At 62.6% G+C, this 15,537-nt stretch carries 15 protein-coding genes; 3 read left to right on the top strand and 12 right to left on the bottom strand.

Annotation, left to right across the window (positions count from 1 at the left end; all coding sequences use genetic code 11):
- The 10 genes from CXY91_RS14365 to CXY91_RS14320 form a co-directional block, all read right to left on the bottom strand.
- A partial coding sequence (locus CXY91_RS14365) for an efflux RND transporter permease subunit (RefSeq protein ID WP_199777445.1) occupies positions 1-1,166 on the bottom strand: 1,166 nt, incomplete at its 3' end.
- A complete protein-coding gene (locus CXY91_RS14360) occupies positions 1,163-2,647 on the bottom strand; it encodes an efflux RND transporter periplasmic adaptor subunit (RefSeq protein WP_100962072.1) in 1,485 nt (494 codons plus the stop codon). The genes CXY91_RS14365 and CXY91_RS14360, both read right to left, overlap by 4 nt.
- Positions 2,644-3,039, bottom strand: coding sequence for a FixH family protein (locus CXY91_RS14355; protein WP_100962071.1), 396 nt, complete (start codon positions 3,037-3,039; stop codon positions 2,644-2,646). The genes CXY91_RS14360 and CXY91_RS14355 overlap by 4 nt, the downstream gene beginning before the upstream one ends.
- 127 nt (positions 3,040-3,166) lie before the next feature.
- Positions 3,167-3,517, bottom strand: a complete 351-nt coding sequence (locus CXY91_RS14350) for a hypothetical protein (RefSeq protein WP_100962070.1) — start codon at positions 3,515-3,517, stop codon at positions 3,167-3,169.
- 273 nt (positions 3,518-3,790) lie between these two features.
- Positions 3,791-4,750: an NAD(P)/FAD-dependent oxidoreductase gene (locus CXY91_RS14345; protein ID WP_248307490.1), complete on the bottom strand. Its 960-nt coding sequence runs from the start codon at positions 4,748-4,750 to the stop codon at positions 3,791-3,793.
- A gap of 126 nt (positions 4,751-4,876) precedes the next feature.
- Complete coding sequence (locus CXY91_RS14340) at positions 4,877-6,199, bottom strand: ABC transporter ATP-binding protein (protein WP_100962069.1); 1,323 nt, start codon at positions 6,197-6,199, stop codon at positions 4,877-4,879.
- Positions 6,200-7,227: 1,028 nt separating this feature from the next.
- Positions 7,228-7,506, bottom strand: coding sequence for a copper-binding protein (locus CXY91_RS14335; protein WP_100962068.1), 279 nt, complete (start codon positions 7,504-7,506; stop codon positions 7,228-7,230).
- A gap of 29 nt (positions 7,507-7,535) precedes the next feature.
- Positions 7,536-8,018 carry a cupredoxin domain-containing protein gene (locus CXY91_RS14330; protein ID WP_100962067.1) on the bottom strand — a complete coding sequence of 161 codons (483 nt, stop codon included), beginning with the start codon at positions 8,016-8,018 and terminating at the stop codon, positions 7,536-7,538.
- A 27-nt stretch (positions 8,019-8,045) separates the two neighbouring features.
- On the bottom strand, positions 8,046-9,488 hold the full coding sequence (locus CXY91_RS14325) for a multicopper oxidase family protein (protein ID WP_100962066.1): 1,443 nt from the start codon (positions 9,486-9,488) through the stop codon (positions 8,046-8,048).
- 21 nt (positions 9,489-9,509) lie between these two features.
- On the bottom strand, positions 9,510-10,991 hold the full coding sequence (locus CXY91_RS14320) for a TolC family protein (RefSeq protein WP_100962065.1): 1,482 nt from the start codon (positions 10,989-10,991) through the stop codon (positions 9,510-9,512).
- Between the two features lie 392 nt (positions 10,992-11,383).
- Between CXY91_RS14320 and CXY91_RS14315 the strand changes: the two genes are divergently transcribed.
- The 3 genes from CXY91_RS14315 (at position 11,384) to CXY91_RS14305 (ending at position 14,060) form a co-directional block, all read left to right on the top strand.
- Positions 11,384-12,151 carry a response regulator gene (locus CXY91_RS14315; protein WP_100962064.1) on the top strand — a complete coding sequence of 256 codons (768 nt, stop codon included), beginning with the start codon at positions 11,384-11,386 and terminating at the stop codon, positions 12,149-12,151.
- A gap of 314 nt (positions 12,152-12,465) precedes the next feature.
- The gene (locus CXY91_RS14310; RefSeq protein ID WP_158673408.1) at positions 12,466-13,602 is read left to right on the top strand and encodes an ATP-binding protein; all 1,137 of its coding nucleotides are present in this window, start codon (positions 12,466-12,468) and stop codon (positions 13,600-13,602) included.
- Positions 13,603-13,628: 26 nt separating this feature from the next.
- Positions 13,629-14,060 (top strand): DUF411 domain-containing protein, encoded by a 432-nt coding sequence (locus CXY91_RS14305; protein WP_100962062.1) that lies wholly within the window; start codon positions 13,629-13,631, stop codon positions 14,058-14,060.
- A 187-nt stretch (positions 14,061-14,247) separates the two neighbouring features.
- On the opposite strand, the gene CXY91_RS14300 is transcribed toward CXY91_RS14305, so the two are convergent.
- Together CXY91_RS14300 and CXY91_RS14295 are read right to left on the bottom strand one after the other, a co-directional pair.
- Positions 14,248-14,451 (bottom strand): hypothetical protein, encoded by a 204-nt coding sequence (locus tag CXY91_RS14300; protein ID WP_158673407.1) that lies wholly within the window; start codon positions 14,449-14,451, stop codon positions 14,248-14,250.
- Positions 14,452-14,525: 74 nt separating this feature from the next.
- Positions 14,526-15,530: a cytochrome d ubiquinol oxidase subunit II gene (locus tag CXY91_RS14295; RefSeq protein WP_100962060.1), complete on the bottom strand. Its 1,005-nt coding sequence runs from the start codon at positions 15,528-15,530 to the stop codon at positions 14,526-14,528.
- Positions 15,531-15,537 lie beyond the last annotated feature (7 nt).

Raw genomic sequence — 15,537 nt, 5'->3', positions numbered from 1 at the left:
CTCATGATGTTGGAGCCCAGCCCCAGCGCCTTCATCGCCGCGAACGCGATCAGGATGCCGACGGGGAGCATCAGGATCGCCACCAGCGCGCTGCGCAGGTGCATAAGGAAGACGATGCAGACCAGCGCGACGATGACGCTCTCCTCGAGCAGCGTCACCTTGAGCGTCTCGATCGCGCGCTCGATCAGTTGCGAACGGTCATAGACCGGCACGATCTCGGCTCCGCCCGGCAAGGTCGCGGCGATCTCGGCGAGCTTCGCCTTGGCGCGCTCGATGACGCCGAGCGCGTTCGCCCCAAAACGCTGCAGCACGATGCCGCTGGCGACCTCGCCCTCGCCGTTGAGTTCGGTGATGCCGCGCCGCTCGTCGGGTCCGAGTTCGACGCGGGCGACGTCGGCGAGGCGCAAGGGCGCGCCGCGCTCGGTCCGGAGCACGATGTTCTCGATATCGGCGATCGACTTCAGATAGCCGCGCCCGCGCACCACGAACTCGAACTCGGCGAGCTCGACGGTGCGGCCGCCGACATCCATGTTGCTGTTGCGCACCGCCTCGCGAAGGCTCGCCAGCGACACCCCTTGCGCGCGCAGCCGCACCGGATCGACCACGATGGCGTATTGCTTCACGAAGCCACCGACGCTGGCGACCTCGGCCACGCCCTCGGCACGCGAGGCGGCGAAACGCACCGACCAGTCCTGGACCGAGCGCAGTTCGGCCAGCGACATATCCTTGGCCATGACGGCGTATTGGTAGACCCAGCCGACGCCGGTGGCGTCCGGCCCCAATGTCGGCGAGATGCCTGTGGGAAGGCGGCGCGCGGCGGAGTTGAGATATTCCAGCACCCGCGAGCGCGCCCAGTACGGGTCCGTGCCGTCCTCGAAGATGACGTAGACGAAGGAGACGCCGAAGAACGAGAAGCCGCGCACGACGCGGGCTTTCGGCACCGTCAGCATCGAGGTCGTCAGCGGATAGGTGACCTGGTCCTCGATCACCTGCGGCGCCTGGCCGGGATATTCGGTGTAGACGATGACCTGCACGTCGGAGAGATCGGGGATGGCGTCGAGCGGCAGCGTCCGGACCGCATAGACGCCGGCCGCGACAGCGAACGCCGTGGCGACGAAGACGAGGACGAGGTTGCGCGCCGACCAGGCGATCAGCCGGGCGATCATGGTTTCGCCTCCGACGACTTGGTCTCGGCGGACTTGCCGTCCGCTGGCGCGCCTAGGCCGCTCAGCGCGGCCATCAGGTTGCTCTCCGCGTCGATCAGGAAATTGGCCGAGACGACGACGCGGTCGCCCTCCTGCACCCCCTCGCTGATCGCGACCATGCCGTCGCCACGCTGTCCGAGTCTGACCTCGCGTGGCTCGAAACGGCCCTCGCCACGATCGAGGATGACGACGCGGCGCGTGCCGGTGTCGATCACGGCGCTGTCGGGCACGGCGAGAACGAGCCCCGCCTCGCCCGAGCCGATCTCGACATCGGCATACATGTTGGGCAGCAGCATGCCGGCGCGGTTGTCGATCTCGATGCGCACCTTGGTGGTGCGAGTCGCCTCGGCCACCTGCGGATAGATCAGCCCGACCTTGCCCTCGAACACCGTGCCGGGCCGTCCGCGCAGCCGGACAGTGGCGGGCGCGCCGATGCGGATCGCGGCGAGATCGCCTTCGGGCACATCGGCCAGGACCCAGATCGTCGAGATGTCGGCGAGCCGGAACAGGCTGTCGCCCGACGCCATCCTCATGCCGTCGACGACGTTGCGCTCCAGCACGATGCCGTCGCGCGGAGCCGCCCAGACGATCGTCAGCGGCACCTTCCGGGTGCGCTCGATCTCGGCGACGATCTCCGGCTGCACGCCGAGATTCTCCAGCCTTTGGCGCGCGCCACCTTCGGGCACGCCGCGCCCGGCGGCGTTGAGTTCGGCGACGAACTGCGCGCTCGCCGCCGTGATCTCGGGCGAATAGATCTTGACCAGCCGGTCGCCCTTGGCGACGCGGTCACCGGTCGTGATCGGGGCCACCTCCTGGATGAAGGCGTCCGAGCGCGTCGCGACCAAGGAGACGCGGCGCTCGTCGAGTTGCACCGTGCCGGGCACGCGGATCGGCCGGCTGATCGCCTGCCGGATCACGGGCTCGGAACGCACGCCGCTGCGCTGGATGCGGCCGGGCGAGAGCTTGATCACTTTGTCGTCGGCGTCCTGCCCGGCATAGACCGGCAGGTAGTCCATGCCCATCCAGTCCTTTTTCGGAACCGGCGAGGTGTCGGGCAAACCCATCGGGTTGCGATAGTAGAGCAGTTTTCGCTCGGCCGCCGCTCCAGCGGCTGGCGCCTCGGCGACCTGCGCCGGTCTAGCCGCGGGCGGATCGAAGCTGATCTCCTCGCTGGCGCGGACAGGCAGGAAGTCGCGACCGTCTTCGGTTTTGCGCGGGTCTGGCGCGTAGACCGGCATTCCGTCCGGGTGACGATAATAGGCGATCGCACCCGTCGCTGCCGCCGGCTCCGCCTTGGGCACGACCGCCGATCTGGCCATGAGGGCATGGTGGAGACGATCCAGACCGGGCAGCGCCATCCCACGCGTACCAGCGAAATAGCCCCCCGCGCCCGCCGCTGTGAGGGCGGCGAGACCGAGGATCGAGAGCAGCACTCGCTTCATGGAGTGGCCTTCAGGACCAGACGGCTTTCGAGCGTGCCGGCCTCGCCCTGCACCTTGGCCGCCAGCGAGAGACGCCAGCCGCCTTCCATGATCAGGTTGGTCCTGAAGGCGTAACTGCCCGGCTCGGTCGTAGGCACGGGCTCCAGCTTCGAGGCCATCGTCGCCATGCCGTCAGGCTCCATGTCGATGCGGCTGGCGAAGATCACCGCGTCTGGCACAGCCTTGCCTGTGCGCCTGTCGATCAGCCGGACGGTGACGACGACGCCGTCGCCCTGCTTCAGCTCCTTCTGGGTCAGCTGGAATTCGTAGTCCTTGATGTCGGCCAGCGCCGGCATTGCGAAGGCGAGCGGAAATGCGGCGACGAGCGCGCGCAGGGGATTCAAAGTCGACATTGCGAGTATCCCGAATGGATTAGGCTGCCGCGCTTTGGCGCAGCTATCGCGTGGCTCGGAGCCACGGGTCACCAACCGCAGGACAGCGCCGTGCGGCCGGAGCCAGCGCTGACGCGCCGGCGATGCCTCAGATTCGGGGAGGTCTCGCGGGCGGCGCGGAGGTCTGGGATACGCGCTCTGCGTCGTCGCCCATGAGCGCGATGACGGCCATGACCGGTCGCGGAAGTGATACGGCCTTGGCCGTTCCGCCGGCGAAAGCCTTTGCGAGGCAGAAGGTCAGCGACGGGCAGTTCGACGTGCAGTCCTTGGGGCCATCCTGGTCCGACGGGCAGCACGGCATGCCGGCTTCCATGGTATCCTCGACGCCGACAGCCTCCCGCGTCATACCGGCAGTCGCCGGGGTGACATAGGCCGCGAGAACGCTGGCCGTCAGGAACAGGGCCAGGATCAGCGCGTGCAGGGAAATCCGGAACCTCATGGTTGGAGGATGCCATGTCCGTAACGCCGGCAAAAGGCCGGCGGCATCAAGATCGCGTCAGTCAGTCGTCATCGCAGCTGAAGGGCCAGTACAAACATGACGGCTGCGGGTCGAATTTCTCGAGTACCTTCGATGGCTGCCGCATGCCGCAAGGCCTCCTGCTGGCGGACGGTCTCGTTACCGGACGTCTTAACGTTGCCATCCTGAAGATGCTTACGTGGACCGAGGTGCTCTCGATCCAGCCGAATACCTCGAAGCCGGTGCCGACCAAAGCTACCGATGCAGAGGTTGGCGGTTGTTTAGATCGTTGCGAATAGCTGTGGCGGCCACGGCAGCCTGCCCCATGGCGTAGCTAATCTGGTCGAGCCCCTCGACCATGTCGCCTGCGGCATACAGGCCTGGCACATTGGTCCTTTGCTTGGTATCGACGGTTACGCATACTCGACTGGAAACTATCGACCCCAGTCCAACCGCAAGATTGCATCGGACCTCGCTGCCCAAGGCCGGGTAGACAGCGTCGAATTCGATATTTTTGTTGGGCAAGGCCACCGCGATCGTCCTCTCCCGGAGATCGAAGGCTAGACAGGGCCCCGCAAGCAGCTTGATGCCAGCATTGTGGATGCGTCGTCGCTGAGATGCATCGAGATCGTGCAGGCCGTAAGGCGAAATCAGTGTTACATCCGCCGTGAAGCTGCGCAGGAACTCGGCCTCATTGAGCCCGTTCGCAGCGGTGCCGATGACGCCGACGCGGCGATCCGTCACCTCGAACCCATCGCAGATCGGACAATAGCGTAGCAAGCCGCGCGACAGTGCCTGGGCGTGCATATCATCTGGCATGGCGGGACGCCGGTTCACAACGCCGGTCGCCAGCAAGACCGTGCGGGCGCGCAGGATCAAGTCCCCGGCTACCGCCACGAACAGATCGCCATCCCTCGTCAACAAGGTCACCTCGGCGTCTATATGACGGGAGCCATATCGCGTGGCGTGAGCCTTCATGCGCGCCAGAAGCTCCAATCCCCCTATGCCGTCCGGGAAACCGGCATGGTTGTGGCTGACGGGGATCCAGTTCGCGCGGCTTTCTCCGCCGTCCACGACCAAAACAGACAGATGAAACCTGGCCAGATAAATCGCAGCTGTCTGACCGGCCGGGCCGCCGCCGATCACAAGGCAGTCGAACGGACGCGACCCGTTGCCAATGAGCGGCTCGCGGTCAGCTTCAGAAGCAAACGTCACTGCGAATTTCGATCCAAGCCGATCCTGTCGATGCCATACCTTCGAACTCCCTCAACTTCGTCCGGATAGATCCTTGAGCGAAAATCGGAATAGAAAGACCAATTCCACGTCGGTTGGCGCCGGCCTTTACACGTAAATTTTAGTTTCGATATTTTCCAGGACGCGTGTGACCTCTTCAAATCGAGCTTCCGCGTCCGACCAGTTCTGCACGAAGTCGAACAATTCTCTCATCGCCGGCGCGATTTCCCTGTAGGCGGCTATTGCTGCGACCAATGCTCCTAGCGAAAGGCGCTCTCGCACGACGAGATATCCACCAATTGCGAAGAAGAAAAATGGCGTCAGATTCGACGTATAATTATAAAGACCTCGCAATCGACCCTTCAGATCGCTAATCTCTATTCGTATACGTTCCAGTGCAGCAATTTGGCGCGTTTGCTGTTGAAGGGTTGGATAAATGGAACTCTTTTTGGATAAAGATTCCGTATGTACGTCACCTGAGGTGAGGAGCTGAGTCAGCTCTCGCGTCGCATAGACCCTTTCGCGTACTTTTGCGTTCAAAGCATTTTGGAGGCGAGGCAGCAAAGTCAGTTGAACGGGCAACATGATCAAGGCCGACAACGCGAGCGCGGGGTTCTGAACAAACAAAAAGACGAGGCTGGTAAGAAGTGTCCCGCCGTAGATAAGTGGAACGACAAACAAGCTCGCCCCGAAGTAGCCAATGGGCTCAACCTCCTGAACGGCGACGGCCGCAAGCGCGGCTCTTGCTTCAGCCGCCAAATTCTTCCTCGACCTGCGTACAATCTTCAGGCGCAGCCGCCGTACAAGCCGTTCGCTGGCTCGTCCTCTGATGCGGGTCGCTGCAAATTTAACGAGGCCGCTCGCTGTCAAAATTGCGAGGTAGCTCATGCAAAGCGCGATCAATAATTCCAAGCGGGGCAGATGGATGCCAAGAAACGTCATTCCATCGTGCGCCTCGGGGCTGGCGAGTGCGTGATTGATGATGTGCTTGGGTATATCGAGCAGGAACCAGGCTGCGGGCAGCGTCAGCAGGGACAAAAGAACCAGCAGGACTTGATAACGAGACGTGGCCCTCGCGACAAAGAGGGCTAATATCCAAGGATCACGGTTGACCGGCGCGACCTCGATTCGGGCTTCGGGTGGATTACCTGTCCCCGGACCGGATCGCTCTCCATCGCCAACGTGATCCGAAGCAGGGACGGGCCTGCTAATCACGGCGGCGAGCCGGGCTCGACGCCTACGAGCTCCGGATGCCCCCCGAAACAGCGCTCTCCCCAAATGTCCGATCGTCCACGCGGGAGCGACAACGAACACCACGATCGCTGCGGCGGACAGCATCCAGTGGCCGTGCGGATAATCGAGGCCAGCAATCTTATGGACGAGCTGATGTATATCGCCATTAACTGTGTTAAATATACTAATAAGATTCATTATCAACTGGTTCCGACAAATAGTCTATAATAATCAAGTAATATATATTCCGATATGATTTTTGATAGTAGCGAGATAGTCATGATTAATATCGCCGAATATCGAAATTTGAATATAAACTATCTGCTTTCATTGCCGTATGTATCCCAGTCAGCAGCCGAAAGAACGACAAGTCTACGTGTCGCTATGGTTGGTCGATACACCGACTACGTTGAAGCCTAGAAACAGGGCGATTTACAATCCGAGCGATTGGGAAGATCGCCGTAAAGACAAAAGCGCGGTAAAGCACAAAGCCAACTACCTACTGATAGTATAGGGCATAACCAAAGAGAGCGGGAATCGGGCCAACCAGTTACCGATCGTGGCCGAGCCGCCGACCAAGATAACGCGCAACCTGAGCGAGGAGTTCCATTCACAGCCTTAACAGATCTCGACTGCTAAGGCGTCGATTTTGATTTATCCAGGTGCTATAAAATCGATATTTAGTCTGCGTCTCAATTCTATTCTTCTGGATCATCGCGTCCGCCAGGCGGACGATCGGCAACGCATCGCCCTGCGATGCAGGCGATCTGGATGCGCTTATGCGAGGTCCCAAAGCAGTTGGCTTCGTATCGTTCACTCCGTCCAACCGCCGGAAGACGAGTAACCTTGGCGTTAGCGCAGGCCGCCTCGAGCAACGCGCGCTGCAGATCGCCATCGTCAGCTCTTGATACGTTTGGCGAAAAAGAGATCAAGATTACAAGAAGCCGTCCTAGCATGATTTGCCCTCCGCTGCTTGAGGTGAAGGAACTGTCTATTTTCGAGACAGTACCAAAACGAGAGCGAACAAGTCTACGGCTGCAGCTGCGGTGACGAACCAAAACATTGTTAGATTCAGATTCTGGGCTGAATCATCGAATAACAAACTCACGCCATGAATGTTTATTGGCAGCAAACCACTCATAGGCTCTCGCTGTATTTCTAAGAAACTCTTACCGCGGCATGACAATCTGCCGCGGCTTGGAGTTCGATCGGCGCTTAAGCAGCGCTTATTTGGTCTTCTGCAGCTTCGTCACGGTAATCTGGCCGTTGACCCGGTCGGCGTCGAACTTGATTTTGTCGCCGGCCTTCAGGCCCTTCAGCATGGCCGGGTCACCGGCGCGGAAGACCATCGACATGGCGTCCATGTCGAGGTTCTTGATCGCCCCATGATCGATGGTCAGCTTGCCTGCAGCCTCGTCAACCTTCTTGACGGTGCCATTGACCTGCTGAGCGAGGGCCGGCAGTGCGAACGCCACAAAGGCGAGCGTGGAGATGATTTTCAGCATGGTGTGCTCCTTGTTGAGTAGGCTGGCGCCTATTTGACGATAACCTTGCCGGTCATTCCGGCTTCACGATGGCCGGGGATCAAGCAGGAGAAATCAAACTCGCCCGCCTTGGTGAACGCCCAGACGATCTCGCCGGTCTTTTTCGGCGCCAGGCGCTTGGCGTTCGGATCGTCATGCTCCATGTCGGGGTTCTTCTGCATCTCGATGGCGTGCTTGAGGTTCTCCTCCAGCGTCGCGAGGACGAGTTCGTGATCGAGCTCGCCATTGTTGCGAAGCTGGAACTTGACCTGCTCACCGCGTCGGATCTCGATCCTGTCGGGGATGAACTGCATCTTCCCGTCACGTTCGCCCATCGAGATCTGGACAAGGCGGGCCGGCTTCTTGGGGTCACCAGGCTTGCCATAGGCGACCTCGCCGTCGTGATGGCCGGCCGCTCCTGGTCCAGCAAGCGCAGCACCGGCCGACAATGCGAGCGCTAAGCCTGCGAGTTTCAATGACGCCAATTTTATCATCGGTTTCTCCGGAGTTCGATGGATCGTTTAGTGGTTGGAATGCGCCCCGCCCGCCTTGGCGCCGGGTAACGGCTTGCCATCGGGACCGAAGCGCGGCTTGCGCGGGTCTTTCACCTGCCATGTGGCTAGTTCAGGATTAGTCTTCGGCCCCTCGACGCGCGGCGCCTCGGCGAGCTTCTGTCCCTTGTACTCGTAAGCGACCGTGCCCTCCGGGTGCTTGTAATGTCCGGGGTCGGCGTAATCGGTTTTTGCCAGGCCCTCGCGCACCTTCACCACCGAGAACATGCCGCCCATCTCGACGGGACCGAACTGCGAATACCCCGTCATCATCGGCAGGGTATTTTTGGGCAGTTCCATCTCCATAGAGCCCATTTCGCCCATCCCGTTCGAGCCCATCGGCATGTAGCCGGGCGCAGCCTTGCGGATGCGGCTGACAAGATCCTTCTTGGTGACGCCGATATAGGTCTTCACCGAGTGGCCCATGGCGTTCATCGTATGGTGCGACTTGTGGCAGTGGATTGCCCAGTCGCCTGGCTCGTCGGCGACGAAGTCGAAGGCTCGCATCTGGCCGACGGCGCAATCGATCGAGACCTCGTCCCAGGCGGCGGCGGGATCGACCCAACCGCCGTCCGTGCAGGAGACCTTGAACTCGTAGCCATGCATGTGGACCGGATGATTGGTCATGGTCAGGTTGCCGAAGCGGATCCGGACCTTGTCGTTCTTGGCCACAACGAACGGGTCGATGCCCGGAAAGGCGCGGCTGTTCCAGCACCACAAGTTGAAGTCGAGCATGGTGTTGACCTTAGGCACGTAGGAGCCGGGCACGATATCGAAGGCGTTGAGTAGGAAGACGAAGTCGCGATCAACGCGGCGGAAGGCCGGATCCTTTGGATGGACGATGAACATTCCCATCATGCCCATCGCCATCTGCACCATCTCGTCGGAATGGGGATGGTACATGTAGGTGCCCGAGCGCCTGAGCAGGAACTCATAGACGAAGGTCTTGCCGGACGGGATGTGCGGCTGGTTCAGGCCGCCGACGCCGTCCATCCCATTGGGCAAGCGCTGCCCGTGCCAATGGATCGTCGTATTCTCGGGCAGCTTGTTGGTAACGAAGATGCGGACCTTGTCGCCTTCGACCGCTTCGATTGTTGGGCCCGGCGATTGGCCGTTGTAGCCCCAGAGATAGGCAATCATGCCCGGCGCGATCTCGCGCTCGACCGGCTCGGCGACGAGGTGAAACTCCTTCCAGTCGCCATTCATGCGCCCGGGCAGGGTCCAGCCGTTCAGCGTCGCCACCGGCTGGTAATCCGGGCCAGAGGTCGGCACGAGCGGGGCCTGCGTGGCGGCGCTTGCCATAGTCGGCGCCTCGGGCACCGAGGCGAAGGCGGTGCGGCCCGACACGGCGGCCGCGCCTGCGATCACAAGCCCTGAGGTTCCGATGAAACCCCTGCGTGAAAGATCCGTCATGGCGTCTTGCTCCTGATGGGTTCAATGGGCTGGCGCATCGCCGCCGCCGCCGGCCGCTGCGACGACGGCGCCTCCGCCGCCCCCGCCCGAGCCGCCGCCGATGAGCGCGTGCTTGAAGTCGGTATGAGCGATCCAGACGTCGCGGCGCGCGTTGATCGCGGCGAGGTTGGAAAGAATGCGGCCGCGCGCATCGACGATGAGCTGGGTCACGTCGATCAGCATGCCGTTATACTGCAGTTGAGCCTCGTCCTGAATGATCTTGCGAAGCGGCAGCACGTTGTTGAGGTACTGTCGGGCGATGTCATGCGCGCCGCGATAGCTGACATAGGCCTCGCGGGCCTCTGAGCGGACATTGACCGCCTTCTCCGCCAGGCGATTCGCCGCCTGCATATAAGTCTGCTCTGCCAGAGCGACCTTGGACTGCCCGAAATCATAGATCGGAATCTCGATCTCAAGCTCGACAGTACGGGTGCGCGTGGCCTCACGCTCGACGTCGCCATCGGGCAGAACGGTCAGCTTCCGATCATAGGTGCGCCGGCCGAGAAGGTCGATGTCGTTGACGAAGCGGGTCGCCTGCGTCAGCCCCAGCGTCTTCGCGAGAAGGTTCAGATCGCCGCGCGCGATCTGAATATCGATTCGCTTGCGCAGCGCCTCAGCCTCAACAGCTTTTATGCTCGGCAGGCGCGGAAGCGGCGGCAGCGAACCCGGCAACCTGAATTTCAAGTCGTCGCCCCAGATGCCGAGCAGGCGCACCAGTCGCTCACGCTCCTGGCGCTGTTGCAGACGGGCCTGAGCAAGCTGGGCGCCGAGCTCCGCATCGAAGGCGAACTCGCGGGCCTGGTCGAGTTTGTTGATGCCTCCTGATTCGCCCAGACGCTTGAACAATTGTGTCGCAGCGTCTGTCGAGGCCTTGGCCTCCAAATAGAAGGCGGCTTGAGCGTTAGCGGCGACTGCGCGGAAGTATTGCCGCCGCGTATCGGCCGCGAGCTTCAACACGGCCTCAGCCGCGCGCAATTGGGCCGATTGAAAGCGATCCCGCGCAGCGTCCGCGCGCGCCGGCAAAGTTGCCAGTGCGAAAATGCTGCCGACGATCTGCCGTTCGATTTCGAGCGACAGTGTTCCCGTGCGCGACGAGATCGCAAACCGGGGGTTCGGCGGCAGGCTGGCAATCACCATCTGCGCCTCGGCGATGCCGAGTTCGTTGAGGGCGGCCTGCAGTCCGCGATTGTTAAGGAGCGCAATCTGGACCGCGCTGTCGGCCGTGAGCGACTTCTTGAGAAGCTGATCGACCCGCGCTTTTGCGCTGCCGGCGACGCCGTCGTCGGTGATCTTGACGACGTCCTTGTTCAGCTCTGTGTAAGCGATGGCCTGGACCGTACCGACGCCGCCATCGGCAGAGAACGAAGCGCAGCCGCCGAGAAGCACGGCGACGCCGGCAAGCAACGAGAAGCGGCGAATGGAACTCTGCAAGATCGGATGAGAGGATTGGAAGGCGCGAGTCATTGCGGTCACTGCTGAGGCCCTACTCTGCGATTCAATTCCCGCCAGTTCTTCGGCTCGGCCGGACGCATCGCGGTGACGCCGGCGGTGACGCTCTGATAGCCGACGGCCGGGACGCGAGCGCTCGGATCGGCCGGTCGAGCCAGATGGACCGGCACCGGAGCGACTGAGCAGGCCCCCAGAGCGAGCGCTACGAAAGCGGTGCAAGCAAATTTTACGGCCATCGCGATTCGTTCGACCCCAAAGCCTCGATGCAGTTTGGTAGCAACGGCGACGAAGCCTGTCCGTTACAAATTGTTGCAATGCCGATCGCGCCTAGCCGGCACAACGCAGCTATATTGTCGATCTGCCCGCCGGCCATACGGTTGGGCAGGCCCGCTGGCGCCGCTCGAAAGATGCTCGTGACAAATTCCCCGACCGCCTCCGCAGCCGACGACCACGGCCATGTGCTTGTGGTCGATGACGACCCGCAGATACGCGTACTGGTTGCCCGCTTCCTGCAGCGCCACGGCTACAAAGTGACGGGCGCGCCCGACGGACGCGTCATGCTTGATGTCCTGAGACAGGCAGACATCGATCTCATTATTCTCGACCTGATGCTGCCTGGACGTTCGGGCTTCGATCTCTGCGGGGATGTTCGCGCCACCTCGCAGGTTCCGATCGTGATGCTGACGGCGCGCAGCGAGGAGAGCGACCGCGTCATCGGACTGGAGGCTGGCGCCGACGATTACGTCACCAAGCCATTCAGCCCTCGAGAGCTTTTGGCGCGAGTTCGCGCGGTGCTCAGACGTTCGCGCACCATGCGCAGAGCAGGAGACGGCCACGCGAGCGAGTTCGTCGTCTTCGACGGCTGGAGGATGGATTTGCGGCGGCGCGAGCTGGTTTCGCCCTCCGGCACGCTCGTCGATCTATCGACTGGCGAGTTCGACCTGATGGTCGCCTTCATCGAACACGCCAACCGGGTTTTGTCGCGCGAAGCCTTGATGCAGTTCGCCAAGACTAGAAACAGCGATCCTTTCGACCGGGCGATCGATGTTCAGATCAGCCGCCTGCGCCGCAAGCTGGAGGCCGACGCCAATGGCGGCCAGCTGATCAAGACAATTCGCGGTGCCGGGTACATGTTCACCCCCGCTGTTCAGACGCGGGAGGGTCAGCCGGCATGACTCGCATGTTCCAGAAGGGTTTCCCTGACACCGTGGCCGGCCGCGCCATTCTCATCCTAGTCGCCGCGCTGCTGGCATTCCATCTTGTCGGCTACTGGGCCTATCGCGTCGGGGTTGAGAGCCTGGCGAGCGCGCAGCGTGATCGCGGGCTGGCAGAGCGCATCGTTTCGATCAAGCGCGCCATCGCAGGCATCCCCCAGGAGCCGGAGCGCGACCGCGCGGCGCATGATCTGACGAGCGCTAGTCTTGAGGTCCATTGGAGCAAGGTCAGCCTGGTTCTCGGCACTGCGCCCACCACCGAGCGGACGGCGGCGATGGAAGCCAAGCTCAAGGAACTCGTCCCCGATCTGGCGTCAGAATCCTTCCGCCTCGGTTTTGCCGACGACGGCGCGCTCAATTCGGGCGACGCCGATGCCTACCGGCACATGATGCTAGTCTCGGTCAGACTTGATGACGGCTCCTGGGTCAACTTCTCCTCGACCACGCTCGGCGCAACTCAGCATGCAGACTGGAGCGTGCTTACCGTCACAATCTGCTTCGGTGTGGCGATCATTGTCGTGGCGGTCTTGCTACTGCGCTGGGCAACGCGGCCGCTTCGCGATCTCGCCGTTGCGGCCGAGCGGTTCAGCCTGGATCAGATTCCGAAGCCGCTAGACGAAACCGGCCCGGCCGAAGTCCGGCGCGCGGCGCGCGCCTTCAACACCATGCGCGAACGCATCCAGCGCCTCGTTTCCGAGAGAATGCAGGCCTTAGCGGCCGTCTCGCACGATCTGCGCACGCCGATCACGCGGCTGCGGCTGCGCTCCGAACTGATGGATGACGAGGCGACCCGCGACCTCGTCGACGCCGACCTCGCCGAAATGGAGGGCATGATCGATTCAACGCTGGAGTTCCTGCGCGGCGGCGTCTCGAGCGAGGCGATCAGGCCGATCGACATCGTCTCGGTGATCGAGACGATTGTCGATGACCACGCCGACCAGGGGCATGCGGTCAGCCTAAGTGGAACCAGTCATGGCCGCGTGCTCGGCCGGCTGCTCGCGCTCAAGCGCGCTTTTTGGAACGTCATCGGCAATGCGGTTAAATACGGCACCCGCGCCATGGTCGTCGTCACCGAGACGCCGGATGGTCTCGCGATCACGATCGAGGACGACGGGCCAGGGATCCTGGAGCGTGATTTCGAGCGCGTCTTCCAACCCTTCGTCCGCCTCGAGGAATCGCGGGGACGCGACACCGGCGGCTCCGGCCTCGGTTTGACCATTGCGCGCGCCGTTGTCCTCGCACATGGCGGCGAGATCGCGCTAGCCAACCGTCCAGAAGGCGGTCTTCGGGTGACTATCACCCTGCCTCGCCTCGCCCAGCCAGAGCAGCAACTGGCGCAGGTCATCGCCGGCGATCCGGTTTTGCCGCATGGACCGACCGTGCATACGGCATCCCACTCTGCCTCGACATAAGAATTCTCGTTGATCTGGAGATTATGATGAAGCCTACGTCGGCCCTTCTTCTCGCCTTCCTGCTACCGGCTCTCCCGGCGAGCGCCCAGGAGATCAAGGTCCATCTCAGCCCAACCTGCGGCTGCTGCAAGGCGTGGGTCCGACATCTCGAGCAGGCCGGCTTCACGCCGCGCGTTGTCGAAAGCAGCGACATGGCTGCAATCAAGCGTGTTACGGGTGTCCCGGATAAAGTCCAGTCCTGCCACACCGCCGTTGTCGAAGGCTACTTCGTCGAGGGTCATGTACCGGCCTCAGACATTCGCAAGTTATTGAAAGCCAGGCCGGCGGCTCTTGGCCTAGCCGTTCCCGACATGCCTGTTGGATCGCCCGGAATGGAGGTTCCAGGCGTCACGCCAGACAAATTCGAGACTTTGCTCATCGGCGCTGACGGTCAGACCCGCGTGTATGGCAAGCATTGATCGACCGTTTGACTGACACCGCTCGCGGCTCAGATTGACAATAATCTGAACCGAGGCGGTTCACTGTGTCGGTTGGTTCTTTCCGACCATTGGTCTCGATATCGAACCGACGCTCGCGCCGGCCGATGCTCGCAGGCATCGGCGGCGGGCACCCGGCGATCGGCACGCTAATCGCGCTTGTCCAACTCTAGGTCATCGCCCCCCGCGCCAGGCCGCCGCCAAAACCGCGCGTGGTCGAGCGCAAGCCGGTCGAACGGGCGCGCCAGCGCGAGGGGACCGCCTTGCCGCCCGCGCCGCCGCAGGTCTCGGCTCCGAACCCGGCCTCGACAGGCGCAACTGCGAGGCCTTGAATCTCAACCGCATTGAGCATCGCGAGGACCAGCGTCAGCATCGCCATGGGCTCGCTGCCGGACCCATCGAATCCCAAGAGGCACGACAAGACCCTGTCGCGAGCCAAGGAAGGCGTCAGTCGTAGCGCAGCTCCGTCGCCTTGCCGCGGAACACGTAGTAGCTGAACGCCGTATAGGCGGCGATGAAGGGCAGCACGCAGGCCGCGCCGATCAGCATAATCAGCAGGCTCTCGGGCGCGCTCGCCGCCTCCCAGATCGTCAGCTGCTCGGGCACGACGAAGGGGTAAAAGGAGTAGGCAAGCCCCAGGAAGCCGAGCGCAAATAGCGCAGTCGCGCCCGCGAAGGGCACGAAGTCGAGCGAATGGTCGCTGCGTGGCATGCGCTTCAGGAACACCCAGAGCGCCAGGAACAGCGCGCCCGTCATCAGCGGGATCGGCGCGAGCCCGATGATGTTGGGGAAGGAGAACCAGCGCTCGAAGATGCGCGGGCTGACCAGCGGCGTCGCGATCGAGACCGCGGCCATGGCGAGCGCGGTCGCGACCAGCGTGGTCCGGGTCCAGACCACGGCGCGGGCCTGGAGCGCGCCCGAGGTCTTGCCGATCAGCCAGGTCGCGCCGACGAAGCAATAGGCCGCAACCAGGCCGAGCCCCGCTCCCATGGCAAACAGCTGCGTAAGAAGGCCGGGCGCGAAGCCCATGATGTAGACGCCCAGCATGTAGCCCTGTGTCAGTGCGGTGAGCAGAGAGCCGCCGATGAAGGCTGCGTCCCACCAGCGTTGATGCGTCTCATGTGCCTTGACCCGGAACTCGAAGGCGACGCCGCGCAGCGTCAGTCCGAGCAGCATCAGCGCGACCGGCAGGTACAGCGCCTGAAGCACAAGACCATGCGCCTGGGGGAAGGCGACGAGCAGCAGGCCGATGCCGAGCACCAGCCAGGTCTCGTTGGCGTCCCAGAACGGGCCGATGGTGGCGATCATGCGATCGCGCTCGGGCCGGTCGACCCCCGCCATCAGCATCCCGACGCCGAGATCGTAGCCGTCGAGGATGACATAGGCGAGGATCGAGATCCCCATCAGCGCGGCGAAGATCAGGGGCAGGGTGTGTCCGTCGAGCCAGCTCATCGCAGCC

This window comes from Allobosea sp. FBZP-16 (assembly GCF_002831785.1).
GTDB lineage: Bacteria > Pseudomonadota > Alphaproteobacteria > Rhizobiales > Beijerinckiaceae > Allobosea > Allobosea lupini.
Note: the sequence above shows the minus strand (reverse complement) of the source record. Positions and strands in the feature narration are given on the sequence as shown.

Coding starts and splice junctions, on each gene's coding strand:
- CXY91_RS14325 (WP_100962066.1), bottom strand. CDS start 9,488: ATGACGGATCTTTCACGCAGGGGTTTCATCGGAACCTCAGGGCTTGTG.
- CXY91_RS14310 (WP_158673408.1), top strand. CDS start 12,466: ATGGAAGCCAAGCTCAAGGAACTCGTCCCCGATCTGGCGTCAGAATCC.
- CXY91_RS14300 (WP_158673407.1), bottom strand. CDS start 14,451: ATGCTGACGCTGGTCCTCGCGATGCTCAATGCGGTTGAGATTCAAGGC.
- CXY91_RS14335 (WP_100962068.1), bottom strand. CDS start 7,506: ATGCTGAAAATCATCTCCACGCTCGCCTTTGTGGCGTTCGCACTGCCG.
- CXY91_RS14295 (WP_100962060.1), bottom strand. CDS start 15,530: ATGAGCTGGCTCGACGGACACACCCTGCCCCTGATCTTCGCCGCGCTG.
- CXY91_RS14340 (WP_100962069.1), bottom strand. CDS start 6,199: ATGAATCTTATTAGTATATTTAACACAGTTAATGGCGATATACATCAG.
- CXY91_RS14305 (WP_100962062.1), top strand. CDS start 13,629: ATGAAGCCTACGTCGGCCCTTCTTCTCGCCTTCCTGCTACCGGCTCTC.
- CXY91_RS14315 (WP_100962064.1), top strand. CDS start 11,384: ATGCTCGTGACAAATTCCCCGACCGCCTCCGCAGCCGACGACCACGGC.
- CXY91_RS14355 (WP_100962071.1), bottom strand. CDS start 3,039: ATGTCGACTTTGAATCCCCTGCGCGCGCTCGTCGCCGCATTTCCGCTC.
- CXY91_RS14330 (WP_100962067.1), bottom strand. CDS start 8,018: ATGATAAAATTGGCGTCATTGAAACTCGCAGGCTTAGCGCTCGCATTG.
- CXY91_RS14360 (WP_100962072.1), bottom strand. CDS start 2,647: ATGAAGCGAGTGCTGCTCTCGATCCTCGGTCTCGCCGCCCTCACAGCG.
- CXY91_RS14350 (WP_100962070.1), bottom strand. CDS start 3,517: ATGAGGTTCCGGATTTCCCTGCACGCGCTGATCCTGGCCCTGTTCCTG.
- CXY91_RS14320 (WP_100962065.1), bottom strand. CDS start 10,991: ATGACTCGCGCCTTCCAATCCTCTCATCCGATCTTGCAGAGTTCCATT.